The 24,290-nt window shown below is 36.6% G+C and carries 23 protein-coding genes, 1 tRNA gene and 1 pseudogene; 13 read left to right on the forward strand and 12 right to left on the reverse strand.

Annotation, left to right across the window (positions count from 1 at the left end; genetic code table 11):
• Positions 1 to 5: 5 nt before the first annotated feature.
• The 3 genes from fadJ to C0T34_RS03610 all read right to left on the reverse strand — a co-directional run bounded on the left by fadJ (position 6) and on the right by C0T34_RS03610 (position 4,000).
• Positions 6 to 2,168 carry a fatty acid oxidation complex subunit alpha FadJ gene (gene fadJ / locus C0T34_RS03600; RefSeq protein WP_109849837.1) on the reverse strand — a complete coding sequence of 721 codons (2,163 nt, stop codon included), beginning with the start codon at positions 2,166 to 2,168 and terminating at the stop codon, positions 6 to 8.
• Positions 2,165 to 3,469, reverse strand: coding sequence for an acetyl-CoA C-acyltransferase FadI (gene fadI / locus C0T34_RS03605; protein WP_109849703.1), 1,305 nt, complete (start codon positions 3,467 to 3,469; stop codon positions 2,165 to 2,167). The genes fadJ and fadI overlap by 4 nt, the downstream gene beginning before the upstream one ends.
• Before the next feature lie 234 nt (positions 3,470 to 3,703).
• A complete protein-coding gene (locus C0T34_RS03610) occupies positions 3,704 to 4,000 on the reverse strand; it encodes a YfcZ/YiiS family protein (RefSeq protein ID WP_006533378.1) in 297 nt (98 codons plus the stop codon).
• Positions 4,001 to 4,345: 345 nt separating this feature from the next.
• Here C0T34_RS03610 and fadL point away from each other — a divergent pair, with 345 nt between their 5' ends.
• A complete protein-coding gene (gene fadL, locus C0T34_RS03615; RefSeq protein WP_098942333.1) occupies positions 4,346 to 5,701 on the forward strand; it encodes a long-chain fatty acid transporter FadL in 1,356 nt (451 codons plus the stop codon).
• An 83-nt stretch (positions 5,702 to 5,784) separates the two neighbouring features.
• Here fadL and mlaA read toward each other — a convergent pair whose 3' ends face one another.
• The 4 genes from mlaA to C0T34_RS03635 all read right to left on the reverse strand — a co-directional run bounded on the left by mlaA (position 5,785) and on the right by C0T34_RS03635 (position 8,771).
• Positions 5,785 to 6,525 (reverse strand): phospholipid-binding lipoprotein MlaA, encoded by a 741-nt coding sequence (mlaA, locus tag C0T34_RS03620; RefSeq protein ID WP_098942332.1) that lies wholly within the window; start codon positions 6,523 to 6,525, stop codon positions 5,785 to 5,787.
• A gap of 207 nt (positions 6,526 to 6,732) precedes the next feature.
• Positions 6,733 to 7,629, reverse strand: coding sequence for an AAA family ATPase (locus C0T34_RS03625; RefSeq protein WP_231039402.1), 897 nt, complete (start codon positions 7,627 to 7,629; stop codon positions 6,733 to 6,735).
• 297 nt (positions 7,630 to 7,926) lie between these two features.
• The gene (locus C0T34_RS03630) at positions 7,927 to 8,112 is read right to left on the reverse strand and encodes a GDCCVxC domain-containing (seleno)protein (protein ID WP_196556227.1); all 186 of its coding nucleotides are present in this window, start codon (positions 8,110 to 8,112) and stop codon (positions 7,927 to 7,929) included.
• Between the two features lie 152 nt (positions 8,113 to 8,264).
• Positions 8,265 to 8,771 carry a dual specificity protein phosphatase family protein gene (locus C0T34_RS03635; RefSeq protein ID WP_162556808.1) on the reverse strand — a complete coding sequence of 169 codons (507 nt, stop codon included), beginning with the start codon at positions 8,769 to 8,771 and terminating at the stop codon, positions 8,265 to 8,267.
• A gap of 392 nt (positions 8,772 to 9,163) precedes the next feature.
• Between C0T34_RS03635 and C0T34_RS03640 the strand changes: the two are divergent.
• A pseudogene (locus tag C0T34_RS03640) lies at positions 9,164 to 9,347 on the forward strand (DNA polymerase III subunit theta).
• A 2-nt stretch (positions 9,348 to 9,349) separates the two neighbouring features.
• Here C0T34_RS03640 and C0T34_RS03645 read toward each other — a convergent pair.
• Together C0T34_RS03645 and C0T34_RS03650 are read right to left on the reverse strand one after the other, a co-directional pair.
• Positions 9,350 to 9,613: an immunity protein gene (locus tag C0T34_RS03645; protein ID WP_098942329.1), complete on the reverse strand. Its 264-nt coding sequence runs from the start codon at positions 9,611 to 9,613 to the stop codon at positions 9,350 to 9,352.
• Complete coding sequence (locus tag C0T34_RS03650) at positions 9,613 to 11,496, reverse strand: colicin-like bacteriocin tRNase domain-containing protein (RefSeq protein ID WP_109849705.1); 1,884 nt, start codon at positions 11,494 to 11,496, stop codon at positions 9,613 to 9,615. The genes C0T34_RS03645 and C0T34_RS03650 overlap by 1 nt, the downstream gene beginning before the upstream one ends.
• Before the next feature lie 1,582 nt (positions 11,497 to 13,078).
• Between C0T34_RS03650 and C0T34_RS03660 the strand changes: the two genes are divergently transcribed.
• The 11 genes from C0T34_RS03660 (at position 13,079) to C0T34_RS03705 (ending at position 21,800) form a co-directional block, all read left to right on the forward strand.
• Positions 13,079 to 13,309, forward strand: coding sequence for an AlpA family transcriptional regulator (locus tag C0T34_RS03660; RefSeq protein WP_036918688.1), 231 nt, complete (start codon positions 13,079 to 13,081; stop codon positions 13,307 to 13,309).
• On the forward strand, positions 13,299 to 14,168 hold the full coding sequence (locus tag C0T34_RS03665) for a hypothetical protein (protein ID WP_109849707.1): 870 nt from the start codon (positions 13,299 to 13,301) through the stop codon (positions 14,166 to 14,168). The genes C0T34_RS03660 and C0T34_RS03665 overlap by 11 nt, the downstream gene beginning before the upstream one ends.
• A gap of 17 nt (positions 14,169 to 14,185) precedes the next feature.
• Positions 14,186 to 15,202 (forward strand): P2 family phage major capsid protein, encoded by a 1,017-nt coding sequence (locus C0T34_RS03670; RefSeq protein ID WP_072068656.1) that lies wholly within the window; start codon positions 14,186 to 14,188, stop codon positions 15,200 to 15,202.
• Positions 15,199 to 15,732 carry a GPO family capsid scaffolding protein gene (locus C0T34_RS03675; protein WP_109849708.1) on the forward strand — a complete coding sequence of 178 codons (534 nt, stop codon included), beginning with the start codon at positions 15,199 to 15,201 and terminating at the stop codon, positions 15,730 to 15,732. The genes C0T34_RS03670 and C0T34_RS03675 overlap by 4 nt, the downstream gene beginning before the upstream one ends.
• A 70-nt stretch (positions 15,733 to 15,802) precedes the next feature.
• Positions 15,803 to 16,312: a host cell division inhibitor Icd-like protein gene (locus C0T34_RS03680; RefSeq protein WP_239450314.1), complete on the forward strand. Its 510-nt coding sequence runs from the start codon at positions 15,803 to 15,805 to the stop codon at positions 16,310 to 16,312.
• Positions 16,309 to 16,539, forward strand: a complete 231-nt coding sequence (locus C0T34_RS03685) for a hypothetical protein (RefSeq protein ID WP_109849710.1) — start codon at positions 16,309 to 16,311, stop codon at positions 16,537 to 16,539. The genes C0T34_RS03680 and C0T34_RS03685 overlap by 4 nt, the downstream gene beginning before the upstream one ends.
• Positions 16,536 to 19,238: a DUF927 domain-containing protein gene (locus C0T34_RS03690; RefSeq protein WP_109849711.1), complete on the forward strand. Its 2,703-nt coding sequence runs from the start codon at positions 16,536 to 16,538 to the stop codon at positions 19,236 to 19,238. Before C0T34_RS03685 ends, C0T34_RS03690 begins: the two co-directional genes overlap by 4 nt.
• A 295-nt stretch (positions 19,239 to 19,533) precedes the next feature.
• On the forward strand, positions 19,534 to 19,752 hold the full coding sequence (locus tag C0T34_RS03695) for an ogr/Delta-like zinc finger family protein (RefSeq protein ID WP_162556809.1): 219 nt from the start codon (positions 19,534 to 19,536) through the stop codon (positions 19,750 to 19,752).
• A complete protein-coding gene (locus tag C0T34_RS18095) occupies positions 19,742 to 19,897 on the forward strand; it encodes a hypothetical protein (protein ID WP_162556810.1) in 156 nt (51 codons plus the stop codon). Before C0T34_RS03695 ends, C0T34_RS18095 begins: the two co-directional genes overlap by 11 nt.
• A gap of 487 nt (positions 19,898 to 20,384) precedes the next feature.
• Positions 20,385 to 21,113, forward strand: coding sequence for a hypothetical protein (locus C0T34_RS03700; RefSeq protein WP_109849713.1), 729 nt, complete (start codon positions 20,385 to 20,387; stop codon positions 21,111 to 21,113).
• A 213-nt stretch (positions 21,114 to 21,326) separates the two neighbouring features.
• The gene (locus C0T34_RS03705) at positions 21,327 to 21,800 is read left to right on the forward strand and encodes a hypothetical protein (protein ID WP_109849714.1); all 474 of its coding nucleotides are present in this window, start codon (positions 21,327 to 21,329) and stop codon (positions 21,798 to 21,800) included.
• Between the two features lie 89 nt (positions 21,801 to 21,889).
• On the opposite strand, the gene C0T34_RS03710 is transcribed toward C0T34_RS03705, so the two are convergent.
• The 3 genes from C0T34_RS03710 to C0T34_RS03720 form a co-directional block, all read right to left on the reverse strand.
• Positions 21,890 to 23,056: an integrase arm-type DNA-binding domain-containing protein gene (locus C0T34_RS03710; protein WP_109849715.1), complete on the reverse strand. Its 1,167-nt coding sequence runs from the start codon at positions 23,054 to 23,056 to the stop codon at positions 21,890 to 21,892.
• 164 nt (positions 23,057 to 23,220) lie between these two features.
• A tRNA-Arg gene (locus C0T34_RS03715) sits at positions 23,221 to 23,295 on the reverse strand.
• Positions 23,296 to 23,490: 195 nt separating this feature from the next.
• A complete protein-coding gene (locus C0T34_RS03720; RefSeq protein WP_098942327.1) occupies positions 23,491 to 24,267 on the reverse strand; it encodes a helix-turn-helix transcriptional regulator in 777 nt (258 codons plus the stop codon).
• Positions 24,268 to 24,290 lie beyond the last annotated feature (23 nt).

The following is a 24,290-nucleotide window of genomic DNA, read 5'->3' on the forward strand; positions in this document are numbered from 1 at the left end:
TGATGTTAATCGTAAAAACGTTCATTTCGTTTAGCCATTTCAACTAAACGTTCACAAGGCCGATATTTTTCTCCATACCTATCGGCAAGTTGATTGAGCTTTTCTGCCACTTTTGTGGTTCCCATACTGTCCATATAACGGAATGGACCACCAAAAAAAGGAGGAAAACCGATACCAAATACAGCACCAATATCACCATCTCGTGGTTGCTTTATAATATTTTCATCTAAACAACGAACGGCCTCATTTAACATTAATAATAAACAACGCTCCGTAATTTCAGAGGAAGATAATTGGCTTTTAGGTTTAATTTGTAATAACCGATATATAGCTGGATCAGGCTGTTTTTTATTTTTACCTAATGAGAAAGGTAATGCATGTTTTACATAAAGATAAAAACCTCGTCCATTTTTACGACCTTTTCTATCATCAGCAATAATGGCATCGACAGCCGGAGGAGAAGCAAACCTTTCACCAAATGCATTCACTAGTATTGGTGTTATTTTGGTTCCAATATCAATCCCCACTTCATCCAATAACTGAATAGGCCCTACAGGAAAACCAAACTGAACAAGAGCTTTATCAATATTCTCAATAGGCTCTCCTTGTACTAAGCATGTCAATGCTTCACTGATATAAGGAGCAAGAATACGGTTAACATAGAATCCCGGTTTATCACCGACAACTATTGCAACCTTACCCTGCTTTTTCGCAAAAGCTACTGTTGTAGCAATAGTTTTTTCATCGGTATTTTCATGCGGAATAACTTCAACCAAAGGCATTTTTTCTACTGGACTAAAATAGTGAAGTCCGATCACTTTTTCTGGGTATTTTGCTGTTTCTGCAATTTTATGAATAGGGAGTGAAGAGGTATTTGAAGCAAAAATAATTTTACCTTTTCCTACTTCTTCGATATCTGCAACCATCTTCTGTTTTAAGGTCAGATCTTCAAAAACCGCTTCAACAATAATATTTGCTTGATGAAAACCGCTGTAATCCAAAGAACCCGAGAGTAGCCCCATTTGACGTTGACGTTCGCGTGGAGATAACCTTTTTTTGCTCACTTTGGCTGAAAGCGCTTTCCAACTATAATTAAGCGCCTGAGCAATTCCTTTATCGCTAATATCTTTAATTCTTGCTGGTAAATTACCTTTTGTTGCAGTCACAAAGGCAATACCACCGCCCATTAATCCACCACCTAAAATACCGATATGGTGTAAATTATCTGGTTTCTCGGATGATCCATTTTCATTTTTAAGTGCCGTAGAGGCAAAAAATAGATGTCTTAATGCCGATGAGACGGGTGTCATCGCTAGTTCACCAAATGCATTAGCCTCTTCTTTAAAACCTGTTTGAATATCTTTCTCAAGGCCTCGTTCAATAACATGAAGAATACGCTCTGCTGCTGGATAGTGACCTTTCGTCTTGGCTAATGTGCGTTTTTTTGCTTGCCCAAACAGTATATTTCTACCTAAAGTCGTATTTGCCCAAAAGCGATCCATTATCGAATGTTTTTTCTGCTCTTTTTTACCCGATAAAATCCATTTAGCCGCAACTTCTAATAGAATATCTTGTGAGACAACATCGTTTACAAGGCCTAATTTTAAGGCTCGTTTCGCATTAATTTGTCTACCCGTTAAGATCATATCTAACGCAGATGTCACACCAATAAGACTAGGTAAACGTTGAGTTCCGCCAGATCCCGGCAGTAATCCAAGTTGCACTTCAGGAAGCCCTAAACGTGTTTTGATATTATCAGAACAAATTCGTCCATGACAGGCTAAGGCTAATTCAAGCCCTCCCCCAAGGCATGCACCATTGATAGCGGCCACAACAGGTAATGGGTAATTTTCAAGTTGCGTAAAAAGATCCTGTCCTGCTTTTGCTAATGCACTCGCTTCTTCTTTGGTTTTACAACCCGCAATCATGGAGATATCCGCACCCGCAATAAAACTGTCTGTTTTACCTGAAGTGATAATCAATCCTTTTACACCAGAGTGTTGCTGAGCTTGCCTTAAAATATCTTGAAACTGCTGCACAAACTCTGCTTTTAGCGTATTTACTTTTTCGCCAATAACATCAATAGTGATAACGCCCACTTTGTCATTACGAACTGAGAATTGAAAAACAGATGATTTATCTAGTGTTGTTTGTTGTTGTTCCATTATTCCACCTCCAAAATCATCGCTGCACCTAATCCACCAGCCGCACAAGCAGTGGTTAGCCCAAACCCTCCACCTCGACGTTTAAGCTCATGTAGTGTCTGTGTGACCATTCTTGCGCCAGTCGCTGCAAATGGATGTCCATAAGCAATAGAACCGCCTAGCACATTAAATTTATCCATATCCACTTCTCCAATCGCCTTGGATAATCCTAGTTGCTCTTTAGCAAAACGCTCACTGGCAAATAGTGTCAAATTGCTTAATGTTTGTGCAGCAAAAGCTTCATGCATATCAATTAACGTTAAATCACTCAATGCAAGACCAGCGCGAGAAAGCGCAAGTGGTGTGGCATATGATGGTCCCAGTAGCATATCTTTCCAAACATCTGTCGCTGTAAACGCATAACTACGCAAATAACCTAAAGGCTGATAACCGAGACTTTTAGCAACAGATTCTTTCATCATTAATACAGCGGCTGCGCCATCGGTTAATGGCGTACTGTTTGCGGCAGTGACACTACCATGGCGACGATCAAAGGCAGGTTTGAGTTTGGCATAAGAATCAAGAACAGAGTTTTTACGAATATTATTATCTTGATGAAAGCCTTCTTTGTAAGGTGGGAAAAACGCAGTCATGACTTCATCATCTAATTTACCCATTTCCCATGCTTTCGTTGCTAATTGATGAGAGCGATGCGCTAATTCATCTTGAGCAACTCTGGAAATATGATAAGTCTTTGCCATTTGCTCCGCAGTATCTCCCATACGCAACCCCGTTGAGTATTCAGCAACTGCGGGTGCCACAGGAAGGAGATCACGAAATCGTAATTGACTTAAATAACTTAATTTCTGGCCTAATGATTTAGCCTTATTAAGGCTTAATAAAACATCTGCAAGCTTTTTACTAACGCCGATAGGCAAAACTGAAGAAGAGTCTGCACCACCAGCAATACCGACAGAAACATGTCCAGCCATCATGCTTTCAGCAACGTTAGCAATCGCCTGAAAGCTTGTTGCACATGCTCTTGTTACACTATAAGCATCAGTTTTTACACTTAACCCTGCGCCGAGAACAATTTCTCTGGCAATGTTAGGTGCCTCTGGCATTTGAACCACTTGACCAAAAACAAGTTGATCAATAATTTCGGGAGGAATTTCATTGCGAGTTACTAATTCTTGAACCACTGAACGCCCTAATTCAACCGCAGGTATTCCTCGATACGCCGTCGCTTGTTTAGCAAAAGGTAAGCGTAGCCCGCTGATAATGGCGATGCGATCTTTCATAGCACTGTTCGTTGATGACTTCATAACGACTCCTGACAAAATGATTTCCTGACACCAAAGAGGTCTGACCTGATAATAGTGTTAACAAAAATTTCACCTTTCAGAAACGTCATTTTACGAGAAGTGGGAGTTAGCGCTCAATATTTCGAGGAAATGTCTGAAACTTAACAATAATAATAGAAAAGAGAATGAAGTGATCTAGAGATATAAAAAAGGCTGTCGAATTTCAACAGCCTTAAATCTATTAATTTCAGAGGATTAACGTAATCCTAATTGGAAAATTAGGTTTTCTGCTTCACAAGAGAATGTAAAATCAGCGGTAAGTTGAACACCACCATCAACATCAGCAAATTGTTGATTAATTTTGCAAGGCTCTGAAGCGATAGATTGTGCTTTTGCACTAAGTTGATCTAACATTGCTTGCGCTTGTACTTTATCAGCGAAGACATGCTGATATGACGCTGTGCAATTCTTATTGTCAATAATAGTACCCACATCTACACAACAGCAAGCAGCGGTTTCTTCTGCACTACAACGATTAATTGCGTCTGCCATTTTAGTCTCCCAACGAAAGAAATGTTAATTATCTATCATAATCGCAAAAAAATAAAATAAACTGCTTTAGCTCAAATTTTATTACAATTTTACAAAAATAATTGATTATTCTGTTTATTTAACAATCAAAAACATCTTTATTGGCATGTTTTGTGAAAAATATGTTAACCAAATCTCAATTATTGAATCTAAATGGCAATATTTGTAAAACATACTTGCAACATTTGGGGTATTCAACTTTATACTTAATCAACTGGTCTGATTTGTCATAACGACAACCGCACCTAAAATCCAGCGCTTCTAATCAGAAGTTACTAACTTAAAAAAATTATGAGGGTTTAGGTCATGAACCGTAAAAACCTGTTTACTCGCACAGCACTAGCTGCCATTGTAGGAACAATTTCCTCTCAAGCAGGCGCTGCCGGTTTTCAGTTAAATGAATATTCTACTTCAGCACTAGGGCGTGCATTTTCAGGGGAAGGCGTTATCGCCGATGACGCAAGCGTAGGTAGCCGTAACCCAGCAGCACTTACCATGTTCGATCGCCCTGAGATTTCTGTCGGTGCTATTCTTATTAATCCAAGTGTTGATGTTAAAGGTAAATCACCTCTTACTGGTACTGATACCACTGCAAAAGATATCGCACCAAGTGCATTAGTGCCTAATATCCACTTTGTAGCACCAATCAATGATAAATGGGCCATTGGCGCATCAGGTACAACAAACTTTGGTTTAGCAACAGATTTTCCGAACGATTATCCTGCGGGACTCATCGGTGGTAAAACCGATTTAAGAACCATGAACTTAAATCTAAGTACAGGTTACCGTGTTAATAACCAATTTAGTGTCGGTTTAGGGTTAAATGCTCTGTATGCAGATGCAGAAATTACTCGCCATGTTGGCGAAGCGGGTAAAGTGTTAGGTGGTGCTTTATCACAAAAACCGGGAATGGGGCAATTAGGCGGTTATTTATCAAGCCTATCGCCAAGTGACCGCTTTGCTCAATTGAAGGGTGATGCATGGGGCTTTGGTTGGAACGCCGGTTTATTATATGAATTTGATGAAGGTAACCGTATTAGTTTCACTTACCGTTCTAAAGTGAAAGTCAAATTTAAAGACGGTGAATACCAAAGTGACTTACGTTCAATTCCACAACTCGAAGGAATGGGAATTGTAGGCACTAACGGTGAAACCATTAAAGGTAAACTTGACCTTAACCTACCTGAAATTTGGGAATTTGCCGCTTATCACCGCGTTGCACCAAAATGGGCGGTTCACTATAACTTCGCTTATACAAGCTGGAGCGCATTTGAAGAGTTAAGAGCCACTCGTAAGAGTGATGGTCAGCAACTATTCAAGAAAGAAGAAGGCTTCCGTGACGCATGGCGTGTTGCTTTAGGTACAACCTATTATCATGATGATAACTGGACATTCCGTACTGGTATTGCTTTCGATGATAGTCCTGTTCCGGCTGATAAACGCTCAATCTCTATTCCAGACCAAGACCGTTTCTGGTTAAGTGCAGGGGCAACTTACGCATTTAACAAAGATATGTCTGTTGATGTTGGCTTAGCATATATGCATGGTAAAAAAGTCACCATCAAAGAGAAATTATCTGAAGATTTACCGTTACCTGCATATGAGTTTGAATCATCAGGTAAAGCGTGGTTATACGGTATGAACTTTAACTACCGTTTCTAATTTCTCACTGTGCTTTTTATACAAAAAATGGTCTTTTTTAAGACCATTTTTTATTTATTCATCAAGTTAACAAAGATAATAAATTAATCGATAGAATCTAAGTCATCTTCAATGGCTTTCGCATTAGGATTTTCTTTTACAGTGCCATCTGCTTGGAAGTCGTTACGCTGGAAATAAGCTTCGCGCATCATTAAGTATGGATCAGAAGAGTTTTGCAAAATCGCATCTGAATCGAGCAATTGTGCCCGTGTTTCAATTCCTTCTAATGCCCACTTACCTGCTGACATCCAAAACGTTAAATAACTCAGCATAGGATACGTTAAGTCAGCCCAGTCACCGCCCTCTTCACGGACAGTAAAGCTACCATAGCCCGGTACAACCACATAAGGGCCATAATCCATACCATAATGACCTAACGTGCTACCAAATCGCATTGGGACTTCTTTTTCCATCGTTTCTTTAGACATACCAGCGACATCTATTAAGCCACCCATGCCAAAAACGGTATTAATCCAGAAACGACCAAAGTGTTTCGCACCTTTCTCAATATCACCACGCAATATGCTATTCACCATACTTGCAGGCTCTTCTAAGTTACCTAAAAAGTTAGATAAGCCATTTCTTGCTGGTGGTGGCACATAATCACGCCAAACAACCGCAACAGGGCGTAAGATATAAGGGTCTAAAACATAGTAGTTAAAATCAAACATCTGGCGGTTGAACCCTTCCAATGGGTCAGAGCGCCCCTCCCCATTATTAGGGGTACTTGCACATCCTGAAAGTAAGGCGACTGAAAGAGCAACACCGCACAGGCGATACTTCATAATGTTCTCCGCTAATTATCTTATGATGGACAGCATCATAGTTCGCATATTCATAAACTCTACACATAATACTGTCAATGCATGATAAGTGGTACTTTTATTAGGTTTTGATCTTATAAGATAATTCGGTTTTTGTGATTATCTTATTGAGCTGATTTAAAATATTAGCCCAATATTATGGGCTAATATAAAAATCTATGGTGTTATTTAATTATATTCTTTTATCACTAATCGCTCTTCTGGATCAGGGTACGAAAAATGCTGTGTAATAAAATCAAATTCTACTTCCGTGGTTTTAAACGGGTTCTCATCTGATTGATTACGTAAAGATAATCGTTTTTTACACTCAGCACTTTCTACTTTCAAAACATGAAATAAATAAGGCATTCCCGTATTATCAGCTAATGATTTTAGCCATTGTCGCTGCTTTGGTGTATTCGCTGGGAAATCCATAATAACGGTATTTCCAGCATTAAGAAGAACTGCAATATGTTCGCTTAATACCCCCTTCACTAACTCACTTTTTTCAATATAGTCAGTTACTGTCTTTATTTGATTTGGATAAAGTCGCGATAACCATTCATCTTCATTGATTAATACCGTTTTGGGTAATTTAGCAAATGATTTTGCTAACGTTGATTTACCAGAAGCAATTTTTCCACAGAAAAAATGCAAACGAGCATCAGAAGATGATTTTAATAAATCAGTTCCATAAGAGTTATCGATAACACAAAGCCATTGGTCATTAATAAGTTTAAAAACATAAGTGGCTTCTCTTACTGTATTAAACTTTCCTTCATTTGGCATATTTGCACTTAAAAGTGTTTGTGCTAAAACAAGCGCACAATCTTCACCCAAAATAACTTTCACTCTTCCTTGAGAAACTTGTAATGAGTGATTAAAAAATCCAGCAATCGCCATAAATGCTTTTTTTAGTGAAGGCTTACCAGAAACATGCAAATCATCTTTAACCACTAAGGTGCCATTTTCAGTATAAAAACTCATTAGATACTCAAAATTTTCGTCAGTAATAGCTTGGTCTGCATTTGCAATTAGCTGCGTTAGAGATTGGGTATATTGATCAACTTCTTCTGGAGTAAACATTTATTGTCCTTATCTTTATCTTTGTACCAGATAAGGAGTTTAAAAATAAAAAAACCCGCTTATCTGGCGGGTTCTTAATACAACCAATCCCCCACCACTAAGTGATGGTAATAATAATTGCTGGAGAGGTTGTAAAATATGACATAAAAATAAACCTTATAAATAGACTAAATAAAATCTAGCAGTAATTTATTTTTTAAACAAGAATATATTTTTAAAATCAAACCAATAAATTAATTGATGTTTAATTTACCTTTGAATATAAAACTATTTTATTTAACTGTTATAGATAAATAATTATTTGCTCTCATGTTGATAGCAACATGATGTTTTCTCAGATGATTTTTCTTCTTGAATCGGTGGGCAAGGTACTGTTCCATAAGAACAAAACACACAACAATCGCCTTCAAGGGGGGTTAATAGAATATGACAATGTGTGCATTCATAAAACCATTGGCAAGCATCCGTTGGCATTGTTTTCATTTTTTGTATGACTATGTGGGCAAGTGATTTCTGACATCAAGTTAATCTGACTGTTTGACATTTTATTTCCACATAAATTTATAAACATCGTCTTTATTATTTAGCATACGCTATTTTCATTTCTTAAATAGCGTATTAAATCAATAATTTGTTTATTTATCCGCAACCTGCTGATTAAAGACTTGTTGTTTTATTGCGGAAATATCAATTTCTTCTAAGTATTGAATAATATTAGGAAAAAAGAGTTCGTGATAGCCGTATTCTTTTTTTCTTAATTCAGCAATAGCCTGCTCTTTTGTCCAATTCTCAAATATTAGCCGATACATTGCTATAACAGTCCCAGTGCGATCACTGCCATGCCAACAATGCACTAACACAGGATCAGACGTGCTATTTATTTTACGTAATACCTCAATAACGCCCTTATCATTAATTCTACCTGTGTTCATTTTTACGTGAAAAGTTTCTAATTGCGTACCTTTTACATCATTACTATCACTATGATATTCACGTAAGTTAATAATCGTCTTGATACCTTGGGCTTCTAACCATTTCATTTCACCAGGTGTTGGTTGTCCTGAACGATAAACTCTTTCTGAAACTTGATAAAAATTTTCAGGAGATACAAGGATATCTGTTGGTCTAGAGTTACACCCCACCAGCAGAAAAAATAAGTAATAAATAAAAACTTTAAATATCGAATATCATTAATTGATTTTATATCTATATAAAAACCTAAATTTATTGTTGGTTATTGAATGAGGAAGCAAAATAATAGCGATAATAGCGTGGATTGATAAACGCTGCTCTAGGAATAATTTCTAAATTTACAAAATAGGTAATAGATAGCGTTCCCTACAGACTTCACAAACAATAGAGTTGATATTGATTTATATGTGGAAATTATAGAATTTAAAATATTTTACCCAATCAAGAAAAGTGAAGTTAATTTGTAGATCGAACCTGTGAGAAAGGTGATACTTTTATACCCTCCCTTCATTTTTAATCCCCCCTCCTCGCTATACTCTCCAAAAAACTAACTGGATCCGATATGAACTTAGCTAATCTAACTCAAGAAGAAAAAGACAAGATTAATGTCGATTTAGCCACAAGTGGTGTCGCATATAGAATGTCTAAACATGCCAGTCGTTGCGTCCGAAGTTGAACAGCAACAACTGGCACATTTGAGAACGTACTTTAATGAGAAAATAAAAAATCCACCGAAATGGATTTAAATCTATTTAATTCCGTATTTTTTTTGAGTAACAAATTTAGGCTCTTTCCAATTAGGGCCTTTAATTGTTAGCCCCTTCTTATCTTTAGCTAATTTACCTTCCTGTAAAAGCTTACCCATTGTTTTTATAAGTGTAGCTTTTTCAACAACTTCAAATTTATATCTCACATAACAACGATCAATGCTTGGGTACGTCGTTTTTGGGGCAAAATATAGAAGCACATCTTCTACGCTTTCGTTTTTATAAATACTTTCAACATCAATCATTATCTTATCTCCTGAGATTTATCATATGCTTCGATAGCCTCTGGTGTATATAAAGGCTGCGTCCGTTCATTGATATTATAATCTTCTAGTGTCGCTGTATGAGTATTATTCCAAACCTCATCAATATTATTCGGAACCTCGCCATCTTTAATACCTAAATTACGATACCGTTCCAATTCTCTAATTTCATGTGTATAAAACCGCTTGTCAATATCAGTAGCTTTTATTTCACCACGCAATATTTTTTCCAGTCGATCAATCATTTCCTTGTTATCAGCTGACTCACCAAAACGCCCTGTGTGTAATTTTACTTTATCAACGCCATCACGATCGATTTTTACATCTTTCCAATCTAAATCTTTAATTGGTCCACCAGCTTTATCTTTATTAAATTCACGGCCACTAGATTTTCCTTTGGTATTTACCTCACCATAAGCACCCAATTTTTTCTCTATATCCTCGACCTTATCCTCAGCAGCTTTTTTCTTTCCCTCTGCTTTTTTTCGTGATTCGAGAATGGGAGCCAGTTTTTTCTTTGCATCTTCGATTTGAGTATGCATTGCTAACACTTGGTCTGCCAATCTATTATGGAGAGCGGAAAATAGTACTATCTGCCAACCAGAGACTATATTTTCTTTTACTGCTTCATTAACGACATTTCCTAAATAACTTTTGACTCCATCCTTAAGTAAAATAGATAGAAACTTCTTATTATTAAATGAAATTTCAATATTTTTTAGCGCTTCTTTTTGTTTATTTTTTTGAGGGTAAACAAGAGGATTTTTAACAGGATCGGCTAACGCCAAACCTTCTGGCGTAGCTTTGAGTTTATTAATAACAGCAACTTGAGCCTGATATTGTTTATCAATATCAGCTAATCTTTTTTTTGCTTCTTCAAGTTCTAATAATGCGGCTTCTAAAGGATATAGAGTCGACCATTCAGCCCATTCTTTTTCCACTATTTGCTTTTCATTATTTATATCAATAACGTCAATAATAGAGACATAAAGAGCTTCATGCTTTCCGCCAAAATCAACAATCGCATGATGAGTCTTTAATTTAGATGAAGGAATATAATATCTAGCATTAGGCTTAGAGTTGATGACTACCTGTTTATTTTTATCTACTTTGTTTTCAGAAACGCTAATACGCACTGACTTTGCGCCTGCAATAATAGGAGCGGTATAAACATTAGGTGTACTTGTTGCTGTTGCTTTTACGATTGGAATACTAATAGCCTGACCCGTTGATACAATGGTTCGTTGCTTTCCAGTATTCTTATCTAAAGCAGACATAACCTGAGTATGTATACTTAATGATGTTTTTTTACCAATGTTGCTAATTTGATTAGTAACAATATCAGCAGGCATGGTTGTAACTTTACGAGCTTTATTTCTATCAAAAATATCTCTGTCTAAAACACCGTATTTTCCCAGCAGAGCCATTTCAGCTTGAGTAGACATAATATTACTACTTGGCCACAATCCTTCGATTGCAATTCCGACACCTGTAACTCTAGCCAGTTTTGGAGCAACAGAAATTGCTTCTAATGCGCTAGCTTTTAACGCTGTCAATGACTTAGAAAAGACACTCTTAATATTAGCGGAAACAAATGGACTTGATGTAAAACTAAGAACACCTTGATAGGTAAGGAAACCTAAAGCAGGGAGGCCAGCTGATGCCATTACTAACTTTTCAGGATATTGGTTTAAATCAATATCAGAGGCATCTTGAATATCTCTTTCTCTTTCGTTTCTGTCTCGATCTTCATTGTCATTATCTGTGTAATTTGAATTATCATCTTCGTCATAATCATCGTAATCATGACTATTGACGCCATCGGTTATTTCAATCCGAATATCTCTATCTTCATTATCGCTCATATAAATTCCTTTTTATATTTAACAGCACATAATCACTGTATACAAACACAGTACATTCAATAATAATTGCAAAACAATCGTCTGATTTCGGCTATAGTCGGAATAGTTACGGATACCTTCTTTCACCTTAGATGAGTTAATCCTGAGTAGCCAACCATTTAATTTCTTTAATGCCATACATAAAATATTACGTAATTATTTATCTATAACGACCATATTCATATGAACAAAGTTGTATTTATCATTGTTTTTATTGATTTTTTTGATTTAATCAACCAACTCATACCAAGATTTTCTACAATCGACTTCATTGCTACATAAACAATACTTTCTACCATCGCAGTAATTATTTATTGTCCATGAAATTGAATGTTTGATGTGTTACCGACACAAATAGATACCACCAGAGCCCTTATACGGTTTATCTTTTGCTTTAAATGATGATGTCTGCTTTACAGTTAACATTTTGGGTAAAATCTCGCTGGAGAAAAAATTTATCCAATAAAGATAGAGGTTTTCCAACGAACTAATATGAACCACAACGGAAAGGAAATTATTGTGTATATTGAATTTTGTGGGATTTTACGAACGAAGGCGAACTAATACGAATGGATTCAGAGCGTTCCCTACAGGAATCTAAAAATGCAAATAACACATTGAATTAAAACATAATTTAAAAAAAATAAAATATACCTACACACAAAACTACACACAAAACTACACACAAAACTACACACAAAAAACTCTCTAGAGTTAGTAAACTTATTTTAAAATCACACAATATAATTTACAATTCTTTACAATGAATAAAAAATCAATAACTTTAAGATAATAAACACTTTTTATTTTAATTCACCAATATTGAATAATATTTATCATTATTTGCGATCATATGATTTTTTTTATGCAAAAAAGTGAGTAATTTTAGCTACTTTACCCCTTCTGATTTCTATGCAAAGATTATTTCATCCAACAAGATGCAATAACATTTAAGAAACAACAAAGATATCCAAACTAGTATTAGGAAAACCATAAAATGGTTACAACTACTAAATTTACATTTTTTTACAAAGTAACTTTATTCACAAAGTTTACATAAATACCCGATTATTAATTTAATCCAGTAGTATTCAGTTTTATTCAGTCTTGTTCGTGAAATCATCGTTTTCTTTATGCAAGAATAGATGATTTGATTATAGTTTGAGCTACTTTACCCTTAGGTAGTTATATGTAAATATTGTTTTATCCAAAGAGATGCAATAGCGTTTAATAAAATTTAGCAATGTCTGATTTGATTTTTAAAAGTCATAACTTAGCTCATGATTTTTTACATTTATTTACAAAGAAATAAATATGCATATTTATTAGCATAAATAAACAACGGTTAACTAAGGTTAACACTATTTGGTTCTATTTAGCTCTATTTGTATCTTTGGCAATTTTTTTATTCGTAAAAAACTATTTCACGATATTTTTAACGGGTTTACCATTTACTGATTATATGTAAACATCACCTCATTCAATGAGATGTAATAATATTCAACAAAATACAATAACGTCTAATTTATATCAAGGAAAAGCCATGAGCTTATTATCTGAGGGTAGCCTTCGCCCTAAAAAAAGTAGGCTAATAAGGATGCCAGATGTTATTTCACTAACAGGCTTATCTCGTTCTTCCATTTATTTCAAAATGAAGAAGAAAGAATTTCCACCCAAAATACAAATAGGTGAGCGCTCTATCGCTTGGCTTGAAGCAGATATATATGAATGGATTAATGACAAATTAACAAAAGGAAAAAATAATGATAAATGAAATAAAGTTTTATAAAGATGAAAACTTACACGCCATTGCAAATTATAAAGCCATTCCATTTAATGAAAAACACGAGGACAATGGTTTTATTATTCGTGTTATTGAGCTATTTAAGTTTACTCAAATTAAAAATCAATTAATACAATTGCAAAAGCTTACAGGGTTAACGTTAGATAATATCGAACCATCAATAGAAGAAGTTATTGCATTAATTGAACGAGGGAAAGCTATTTCAAAGCAGAATGAAGAAATCGTTACTGAATTATCAAAGAATTATGATTTGGCAAAAAATATAAAAGAAAAAGCCGAAGAAGGTGGACTTAAAAAACCTGATAGCGCCCCATCAGTAAAGGCTTGGAAAGAAAGTCTTTCTGCTAGAGTAAGTCAGCATGAAAGTAATTTACTTATTGCTAAAGAGCAATCAAGTGATTTCAATGGCATTTTTGGGTTGTTGAGAATAATCATTCAATCTCTTCCGCAAGAAAATATAAAAAACATTAACAAAAAACAGATGAATATCATTCCTGATGAAATATATAAAGGGAATAAATTTAGTATAAATGTATTTTATGGAAAACCGATGAAATATAAAGATGCGTATCAATATATTGAATCATCTTTTGAAAAACTGAATGAAAATATCTTACGCATTCTTAATTCCTGCACACCCTCTAATGATAGATACAAACTGCGAATGTGGGAGAACCAACGAGGCGTTGAGTTATATCAATATTATTACAGTCAGACGGATTGGATTATAAAAACTATTTTGAGTGCAGATGATTATGTGAATTATATTCTAACTCAAGAGAAAGAAGTTCACGATAAAAAACACTTAATGACTAAATCATTTATTTAATAATAAGGAAATTAATTATGTCTTATATTGTACCTCAAGGCGCAAGGGTTTTTCACGAGAATTTTACCCGTGGCGTAAAGTATTTATCTTCATCACGTCGTTATTTTTCATTATCAGAACCGTCAACGAATTTAATTCGTGTGGCGTTAATGGATTCCAATTGGTTAATTAATCAATTAACGCTTGCTGATGTTGATGAAGCTAAAGGGGATACCGTTAATTTAGGGGATAATTCACTGCATACGGGGCGAGAAGTTGAAAGCCGTTTCTATAAAAATGTCGCCTTTGCGGGAACACCTTTTGCGTTAGAAGAAGTGGATACCTGCTGTTCGCTCACGTATCAACAATTATCTTTAATTTGCAATAGTGGCAGTGGAGATGATGACCATATCAATAAATCCATGTCCGATTATATGTCAAAAGCGGTTGCTTTAGATATGTTACGTATTGGCTTTAATGGTCACTTTTGTAACTATCCGACCAATCCGCAAAAATTCCCTAAAGGGCAAGATGTCAATATCGGTTGGCATGAAATCGCCAAAACCACGAATGATGGTGCTCAAATTATTACTGATAAAATTACCTTAGGTAAGGATGGAAAATTTCCTAATTTAGATGCGTTGGTGAATTACCTCATTATGCAAAAAATTCCCGAAGAATACCGCGAAGACCCGCGCTTAGTGGTACTTGTGGGCGCTGAATTAGCAGGCATGTATCGCACATCCTTATTTAATGGTGCTAACAGCCCATCCGATTTAAATGCCAGTCAAAAAATGCTCAGTACCGTTGCAGGTCGTCTTGCTATTGTTCCCCCCTTTATGCCTGGGCGACGCATTGTTGTTACTCGTCTTGATAATTTGCATATCTACACACAAACAGGAAGCCGTCGCTTTAGAGCTGAGTTTGTTGATGACCGTTCAGCCTATGAGCATAGCTATTTACGTAACGAGGGTTATGGCTTAGGTGATATCAATTTGTATGCTTCGATTGATGAAAGTGCCATTGAGATTGAGGAAGGAGTCTATTCCTTATGAGTGATAAAAGCACATCACAATTAACAACAGGTTGGATTTGTGTCGCAACAGCGGGACTCACGAGTATGGATGACCGTGAAATTGAGGCGGAATGGCTAACTGATATTGCCGAGTATTACGATCCCAGTTATTACACCGCGTTAATTTGGGAAGAGCATAACCGTAATCTGGATAATCTAGGCGAAGTGCTCGATGCCAAAGTGGATATCGTTGACGGTGAAACAAAACTCTATGTTCGTTTAAGACCAAATGGAAAACTACTGAATTACAACGAAAAAGGACAAAAGCTATTTTGTTCAATCGAAGTAGAAGACGATTTTCAAGGCAGAGGAATTTTTTATTTAGGTGGACTTGCCGTCACTGATAGCCCCGCCAGTGTAGGAACGGATAGGCTTCAATTTAGTATCAATCGGGCACATTTTTCCCGAAGAAAACGTAAGTTGAGTTTAAGTTCACCTTCCGTTTTTCATTTAGATAAAGACTTGAAGCAAGCCAAAAACCTCTGGTTTTCCGCTATCTCTGCGGGTTAATACGATGCCCAGTTTCGGCTGGGCAATATCCCCTCTACTCGTCTTGGGTTATTTTCTAAGGAGCATAAAAGTGTTGCATCTCTTCAAATGGATGGGCTATATTGTTGGCGCGTTAGCAAAATCTAACGTCAGGCGTGAGAACCTGAATCAGTTACTGGCGACACATGACGCGCCAAGCGTCTTTTTTTGTGTCCATATCTGCGCACCGATAAAAAATACGGTATTATACCGTCCTTATTCAATGGTGGCGTTGATAGGGCAACCGCAAGGTTGGCTGGATTCCAGTAACTCCAGTATTCTCACCCCTGTCAGCGTCACCACCCCTTTAGAGCGTGAGAACTCTGGTGGTGACTCCTTAACTAAGTTACTGGAGATCATCATGATGATGGCTATCCCTACCTCTATTCAAATCAAATTCTTATTTTTGAGCGTTAATCGAACAGATAGCAAGGCTAAACCTTGTCGTCTTGAAATTACAGCGGTTAACGAGCAAGAGGCCCGCGCACAATATTCTTCCGATTATGCCTTGTATTTTGCAGGACAAATTCCCTTACATGACACAAGAGGGAATGCACAATGAAAAACGGCTTATCTCAATTGACTACGCTGTCTTCTGTGGGTGAAAAGCAACTCATTCGCACGGCACAAGTTACCGCATTTATTTCTGAACTTTTAGTCAGCCACAGCATGACAGGAAGCGAAGCCGTATCTTGTGAAGGTATGGGCGCACTGATGGAATGCCTTTCTGAACAAATGGAATCCATTATTCAAGAAAGCAGTTTAATGAATGAGGAGATCAAGTCATGACTCAGACTCATTTTTCAGCAGAAACACCCTCTGTCACCGATATTGTGAAAGCGTCACAAGGACGCTGGCTCTATATCCTAGCGAATCTCGGTATTACCGTACCTGATAATCATAAACACGGTGCATGTCCTAAATGTGGCGGTAAAGACCGATTTCGTTTTGATGATAAGAACGGCAAAGGCACATGGTTTTGTAACCAATGTGGGCACGGTGACGGGTTAGATTTAGTCAAATTGGTAACAGGGAAAGAGACGAAAACAGCGTGTCAGGAAGTGAATAAAATTATTTTATTACCCGCATTTAAAGAAATAGCGCCAACCCCGATTAAAAAAGTTAGCGCTAAGAAAGGCATTGAACATTATGAAAAAATAAAAGCCTTTTGTTCTTTGGGCGAAAGCCAATATTTAATCAATAAAGGGTTAGCCAACCATCAATGCTTAATAACTCGCCAACAGTATACACAGGGTGAGTTTAACTTTCCAGTGGGCTCTTTATTGCTTCCGTTGGTTGATACTGATTCGGTGATTAAAGGCGGGCAACTGATTAGCCTAAACGGTGAAAAAAGTCTGTTATCAGGCTCAACTCTTTCGGGCTCTTTTATTGTCGTTCGCCAGCCAGAGAAGAAGCCTTTAGAGCAAATCGTTATCACAGAAGGCTTTGCCACGGGATTAAGTCTCTCAAAATGCCTTGATGCGTTGATTGTGGCGAGTGTTTCCGCGACTAACTTAGTGAAAGTCGCTCAACAGCTACGGGCGCAATACCCAGAAATAAAGATAATTATCGCAGGGGATAATGACTTTGTGGATGGTAAAGATAACACGGGCAAAATATGGGCAGAACGTGCAGGGAAAGCCGTTGATGGATGGGTAACATTACCGCCAACGCACTATAAAGCCGATTGGGATGATTTCCGACAAGAAAATAGCCTTGAAAAACTCAAAGAAGCGTTCTTTGAGGAAATGACGTATTACGGCAAAGACCGTACCCGTTTACCGCAAGGTTTTCGTCTCACGCAAGAATATCTGTGGTTTGATAAACAAATCACTAAATCAGACGGTGATATCGAAGTCAGAAACATCAAAATCAGCAGTCCAATAAAAGTTACCGCGATTACGTGTGATGCAGATGGGAGTAACTACGGGCGCTTATTGGAATGGGAAGACACTTACGGTAATTGCCGTAAATGGGCAATGCCCATGGAGATGTTAAGCGGAAGTGGAGAAGAATTGCGCCGTGTGCTTTTGGTGAACGGATTATCTTATATCAATATCTCAGGACAGGCACGCGCCCATTTAATGGAGTATATCTCCCTTTGTCGTCCAGAAAGAAAAGTCACCTGTGTAAATAAAACGGGTTGGCATGGCAATGTATACGTTCTGCAAGATGAAGTGGTCGGCAACGGGGCGGACTCGGTAATTTTACAAACGTCTAGCGTTCAGGGTAAAGACTTTAGAGTCTCAGGCACAAGCGAACAATGGCGTGAGCATATTGGTAAATATTGTGTCGGTAATGCCCGCCTTGCCTTTTCGGTGAGCCTTGCCTTTGCTTCCCCTTTATTACGGTTAGCAGGTGTAGGCGGTGGCGGTTATCACTTAAAAGGTGAATCCACAGACGGTAAAACAACCACAATGAAAGTGGCATCGTCAGTGTGTGGCGGTACGGATTATTGGTATACATGGCGTGCTACGGGGAATGCCCTTGAAGGAACGGCTTGCCGTCGTAATGATGCCACGTTGATGTTAGATGAAATCAGGGAAGTAGACGGACGCGAAGCGGGTAACATTGCTTATATGCTGGCAAACGGACAAGGAAAAGCCCGCGCCAAAACAGACGGCAGTGTCCGTGAGACTAACCGTTGGAATCTCTTATTCCTATCAACAGGGGAACTCTCGCTTGTTGAACACGCCTCAAACGCAGGCGAACGCACTTATGCAGGGGTTGAAGTGCGTATGATACAAATTCCGAGTGACTCTGGTAAATACGGTGTTTTTGAAGACCTACACCACTTTGCTAGCGGTAAAGCGATTGCCGAATACCTTGAACATGCGGTCACGCGTTATCACGGAACGCCCTTTCGCGACTGGCTCAAATACATCACTAACAATTTATCTGATGTGTCGAATACCGCTAAAGCCTTATTGAAAGAGTACACCACAAAATTGATGCCTGAAAATGCAGGGAATCAAGTGGGTCGCGCTATTACACGCTTTGCGTTAGTGGCTATGGCAGGAGAAATGGCTACACGTGCAGGCATTACAGGCTGGAAAGAAGGCGAAGCGTTTATATCGGCGAAGAAATGCTTATCCGCATGGATGAAAGAACGCGGGCACACGGCAAATCAGGAAGATATGACCGCATTGGAGCAAGTCAGTGATTTTATTTCTCGTCATCAATTTAGCCGTTTTGCGGATTGGTACGATGAATACAGCCGACCTGCAAGCATGATGGGTTTTAGGCGTGTTGAAAAAGACACGGGTAACGGTGAAAGCAGTATCACCTTTTATGTATTACCCACTGCATGGAAAGAAATTTGCAAGGGATTTGATGCCCGTAAAGTGGTGCGTTTGTGTGTTGAAAAAGGGTGGCTTGAAACAGGTAAGGATGGAAAAACGCAAACCAGTATTCGCCTGCCAGAAATAGGCGTTAAACGGGTTTATGTCTTTAATAGCGACGTTTTAGGCTGTTCCGAAATAGAGTAAGAAAAACTGACCGTCTTATGTTTTTGGTGTAACAGGTGTAACAGGTGTTACAAGATTGATTTTAAAGGTTTTTATCTGTTACACCTTTTGCTTTTAAATGGGTAACAAGGTGTAACATAACCGTTTTGTTACACCTGTTACACCTCTGTTTTTTGAAAATGTAACAAAGGAAAGTCTTATAATTCAACGGTGTAACCCATGTTACACCTGTTACACCTCAAAATAGCAAGAGATGTATTTAATTGGCTTTTTTCTGGTAGGCATAACGCCCGATAAGGAGAATAACGTGAAAGTAATGAAAGTCCTCTGCCCTGAATGTTCCACAAAAGCGAAGATCCATTACATTAAAATGAAAGGCGAAAACAATGACCCTGAATTGTATTGTTCTTGTAATAACCTAGAGTGTGGCATGACGTTTGTTTTAGATGTTACTTTTTCACATGTGATTACTCCCGGTAAATCAACGAAATCACGTTCTTTCATTGAGCAAGGAGAAAATAGTCATGTTATTTAAAACAACACCGTCTATTTCTGTCGAAGTGAACCAAAATTCAATGGTGATTAATTTATCTGGATTTAGTGCTGAGGATGCAATAAAAATTATTCAAACTCTCGTATCAGAACAAGTAAAACATCCATTGTTACCACCCTACTCCTGATTTTTTTTCATTCGATTTCAGTTTGAATTTTCTGTGAACCCGCATGAATTAGGCATTTCAGTTTTTCATGTGGAGTTTACATTAAAAATAATTCTCATGTAAAGTATGAAAACTCTTTTATTTTCAAGGCATTACAAGTCTACTTGCTTCTCTCTTTTTTTCGTCAAACTGAAATAACCTGAAATCTTTTTCAATCATTTCAGTTTGACACTGACGCAAAGAATCCAGTCACCATGCGCTCTCGCGATATATTTTGTAAAAAATTCAAACTGAAATAATTTTAAGATCCAAATTGTGCAGGCGGGTGCGGTGTAGTGCATTTGACGTGCCAATTTATTTTATTTCGTATGAGTTTCTTTATATGAAATATGCATTATTTTTTAATAAATAATTTATTCTTTAGTATAAATAATAGAATATAAAGGTTAACTCTATTACACAATGGGATAACATAAAGCTAGTATTTTTAATTTTTAAGGGGGATTGAATGTTACAGGAAAATAAGATTGATGTTTGGTTGCAACGGGTTGGCAACATCTCTCAAATAGGCGTTTTAATTGTAATGGTAGTTACAATTTTTTATACAGTGATACCATTATATCGAACAGCTTCCTTAGAAGAATCAATAGCAAAAAAAGAAGGAGAATTAAAGTTATTAGTTAATAAATTAAGTGAAATGGAAAAGAGAGAAAAGGCCTTACAAAGGCACATGGCTTTATCTCAGTATACTGTTTCGGTTTCTTTGAGATGTACCTCTTTATCTAACACAGAACAAATAACATCAGCATCTTCAGAAAATATTAATGATACTATCATAAAAAGAGAATTAACTAAGTTAAATCAAGATATTGAAGGCTGTTTAAAAAAAACAGAATATGTTGATCCTGTAATGAATATTCTATCGCAGAATGACAAAGTAACGTTTAAAAAAGAATTAAATTTACTTGCAGAACGAGTTTCTAAGTTAAGACAAGAAAATATTAATAAATATTATGAAGTAGAAAAATCATTAAATAACAATGAAATAGATATTAATTTTGAAAATGATTCTTTTTTGGAAAATTCATTTAATTCGCTAGCAAGAGCAGCTGGAATTTCTGAAGAAGACATAGATAGAGGTAACAAATTATCATATCTATCTAGTGTAGAAGCAGGTTTTGAAGAGGAAATACGTCAGGAAATCTATAAATTCAGAAAAATAAAGTGGAATGATTAAAAAGATAAATAATTTTCATTTGTAATAAATACTAATCAACAAGATGAGAATGAGTAATGATCAGACAAATTTATAACAACATAATTCTTCTTATTGATTAATGTGGTAATTTTTCATTGTGAGTAGAGTAGGTATAAACTTAAATTTATATTAATTCCTTTTAAATCAATACATAGGAGTCCATATGGACTCCTGTGTCATAAAGAGAAAATAATGATTGAAAAACACTATTCTCCAGATTTCACAACCTTAAAAAAAGATATCGATGCGCATGAAAAATCAATGTACGAATGGTGGGATGCTTTACAAGAGCCGTATATTGCAGAATGGACTCTTTTATTAACATTGGCTTGTTGGGGAGTTCCTGATACTGAGTTACATTTTAAAGTTACTGGTTTTATTATTGGAGCTGCATTTTTTTTAGCAAAATTTAGTGTTCTAGCCAAAAAGCACTCATATTCGACAAAAACAGAGCATAAATTTTTAAATCAACTTCAACAATCAAAAATGTCGGATGAAGAAAGGAGTTTTTTACATCAGCAACTACATTCTATTAGAAGAAAAAGAAGTTTTTTAGGTAATTTGTTTATCATTAAAAAGACTTGGAAAATAATTACTGCATATGCCTTTTTTTCCTTCTCTTTTATTAAAGTAGTTTTTCCGTTCTTTAATGTACCGATTTTTTAGCGTGTACCCCTAAGTGCCCTTAATTTTATTAAATAAAAAATAACATCTAATTAATTGAAAAAATTAAAAAACACTCAAGATACTGACCATTAAATAGAAAAATAATCTGAATACTGAAACATCATTTTAGTTCGTCCTTCTAAATAAAGAGCATGATTATAAATTCCACGGATGGAATTTTTATCAACATGAGCAAGCTGTAACTCTATCCATGCGCTATCAAAACCTTTTTCATGTAAAATTGTACTCATCATATGGCGAAAACCATGCCCTGTTAATCTGCCTTTATAACCTATCTTTTCAATAACTTTATTAATACTCGCTTCGCTGATTGGTTTTCTTACATCATTTCGACCAGGAAATAATAATGGGTAATATCCTGTAATTACTTTTAACTCATTGAGTATCGCAATAACTTGTGGGGATAATGGTACTAAATGAGGACGGCGCTTTTTCATTCTCTCTTTGGGTATTTCCCAAATAGCATTATCGAAATCAAATTCTGACCATTCAGCTAGTCTCAATTCAACAGTCCTAACACCTGTCAGCATTAACAGCTGGGTGGCATACTTCGTTATTTTACTGCCTTGATAGTTATTTAACGCTTTAACAAAATCAGGGATCTCATCTTCACGTAAAAATGGGAAGTGTTTAGTTTCAGGCTTATTCATTGCTCCCGCTAAATCAGGTGCAGGATTATATTTTACCCTACCCGTTATGACCGCATAACGAAAAACCTCACCACAGCGCCTACGGATTTTATTTGCTTGTTCTAATGCACCTCTTTTCTCAATTTTTTGAAGAACAGCTAATAATTCTAAGGGAGCAATTTGGTCGATAGGTCGCTTTCCTATATAGGGGAAAATATCATTTTCAAAACAACGCAATATCTCGCTTGCATAACCATCACTCCATGTAGAGCATTTAGATCTATGCCACTCCATCGCGACTGCATAAAACGTATTTTCTGTTGCGTATCTTAACGCTATCTTTTCTGATTTACGGGCATCACTCGGATTAATATTCTCAGCTAACTGCTTTTTAGCTTCATCACGTTTCTTTCTTGCTTCAGCTAATGTGACTTGTCCATATACGCCCAACGAAATCATTTTAGGTTTACCCGCAAAACGATAACGAAAACGCCATCCCTTAGAGCCATTAGGTTCAACCAATAGAGATAATCCGTTACCATCATTCAATGTATACGGCTTTTCTTTGGGATTAGCTTTGCGGATTTGAATATCTGTTAATGGCATAATGTGTATAGTTTTTCCATTGAATCTAGAAGTACACTCAATCTTATACACATTAGAGGCTGGATTCCAGTAAACATCTTAGAACATTACTGAACACTGATTTTAAATAACTTATTGTTTAAATTATTATTTTAGACATTACTGAATATCATGAGATGTATAGATGGCGTTCCCTACAGGAATCGAACCTGTAACTAGCCCTTAGGAGGGGCTTGTTATATCCATTTAACTAAGGGAACATACGTAGGAAGATAAAGCATGACTTATGGACGGGCTACATTTTACCCCCCTCACTCTCTATTAATCAAGTTTTAACGCACTGATATTGGAAGGAATTTTTTTGTTTCTTTTTTGAACAATGCAATTTGACTTAAAAAGTATCTGATAAATATCATTATCACTGATTATGTTTACTCTTATATATGTCTGTTTTATTAAAACTCTTTCAATCGTTTTAAAAACAATTTCGGTGAATATCCCATCTCTTTATTAAACATTGCACTAAAAGCGCTCGGATTTTCATAACCCAGCTCTAAAGCAACCTCAGTGACTGAATCTCCTTTCTTTAAAGCGGTTAACGCATACATTAAACACGCTTTTTGACGCCAATCTCGAAAAGAAAGTCCAGTCTCCTTATGAAAAAGACGAGTAAATGTACGTAGACTCTTATTTAATTTTTCAGCCCACATTTCTGGTGTTGTGCGAATATTAGGTCGTGACATAAATTCAGTACACAATTCATCTAATAAAGCATGTTGCGGTAATGGCGTAAAATAAGGTAATGGCTTAGCTTGGGATAATTCATGACAAAGCAAAGCCAATAATGCGCTATCTCGCCCGCCTAAATCATAAAGTAAAGGAAGTTCATTGGCAGAAAGTAATAACTGATGAAGCAGAGGGGAAACTTGTAAAACCTCACAATATTCTGAATATCGAGGAATTTTATTAGGCTCAATATAGAGACTATAAGTACTACTACCCAACATTAGCACTTGATGTACTTTTTCTGCAGGGATCCACACGCCACTGTAAGGCAATACAATCCATTGACCATCTTCTGTTTTAACTTTCATTACCCCACTAGGGGCATATAAAAATTGCGCACGCCGATGATGATGAGCTTCAAGTAATGTGTCATAAGGATAATCAGAGCCTAATGCCAAAATATCACGAGGAAGATCATCCACACTGTTGATATCGATATTACGCATAATATTTAAATTGTCCTAAATTC

It is taken from the genome of Proteus sp. CA142267 (genome assembly GCF_003336825.1).
GTDB lineage: Bacteria > Pseudomonadota > Gammaproteobacteria > Enterobacterales > Enterobacteriaceae > Proteus > Proteus terrae.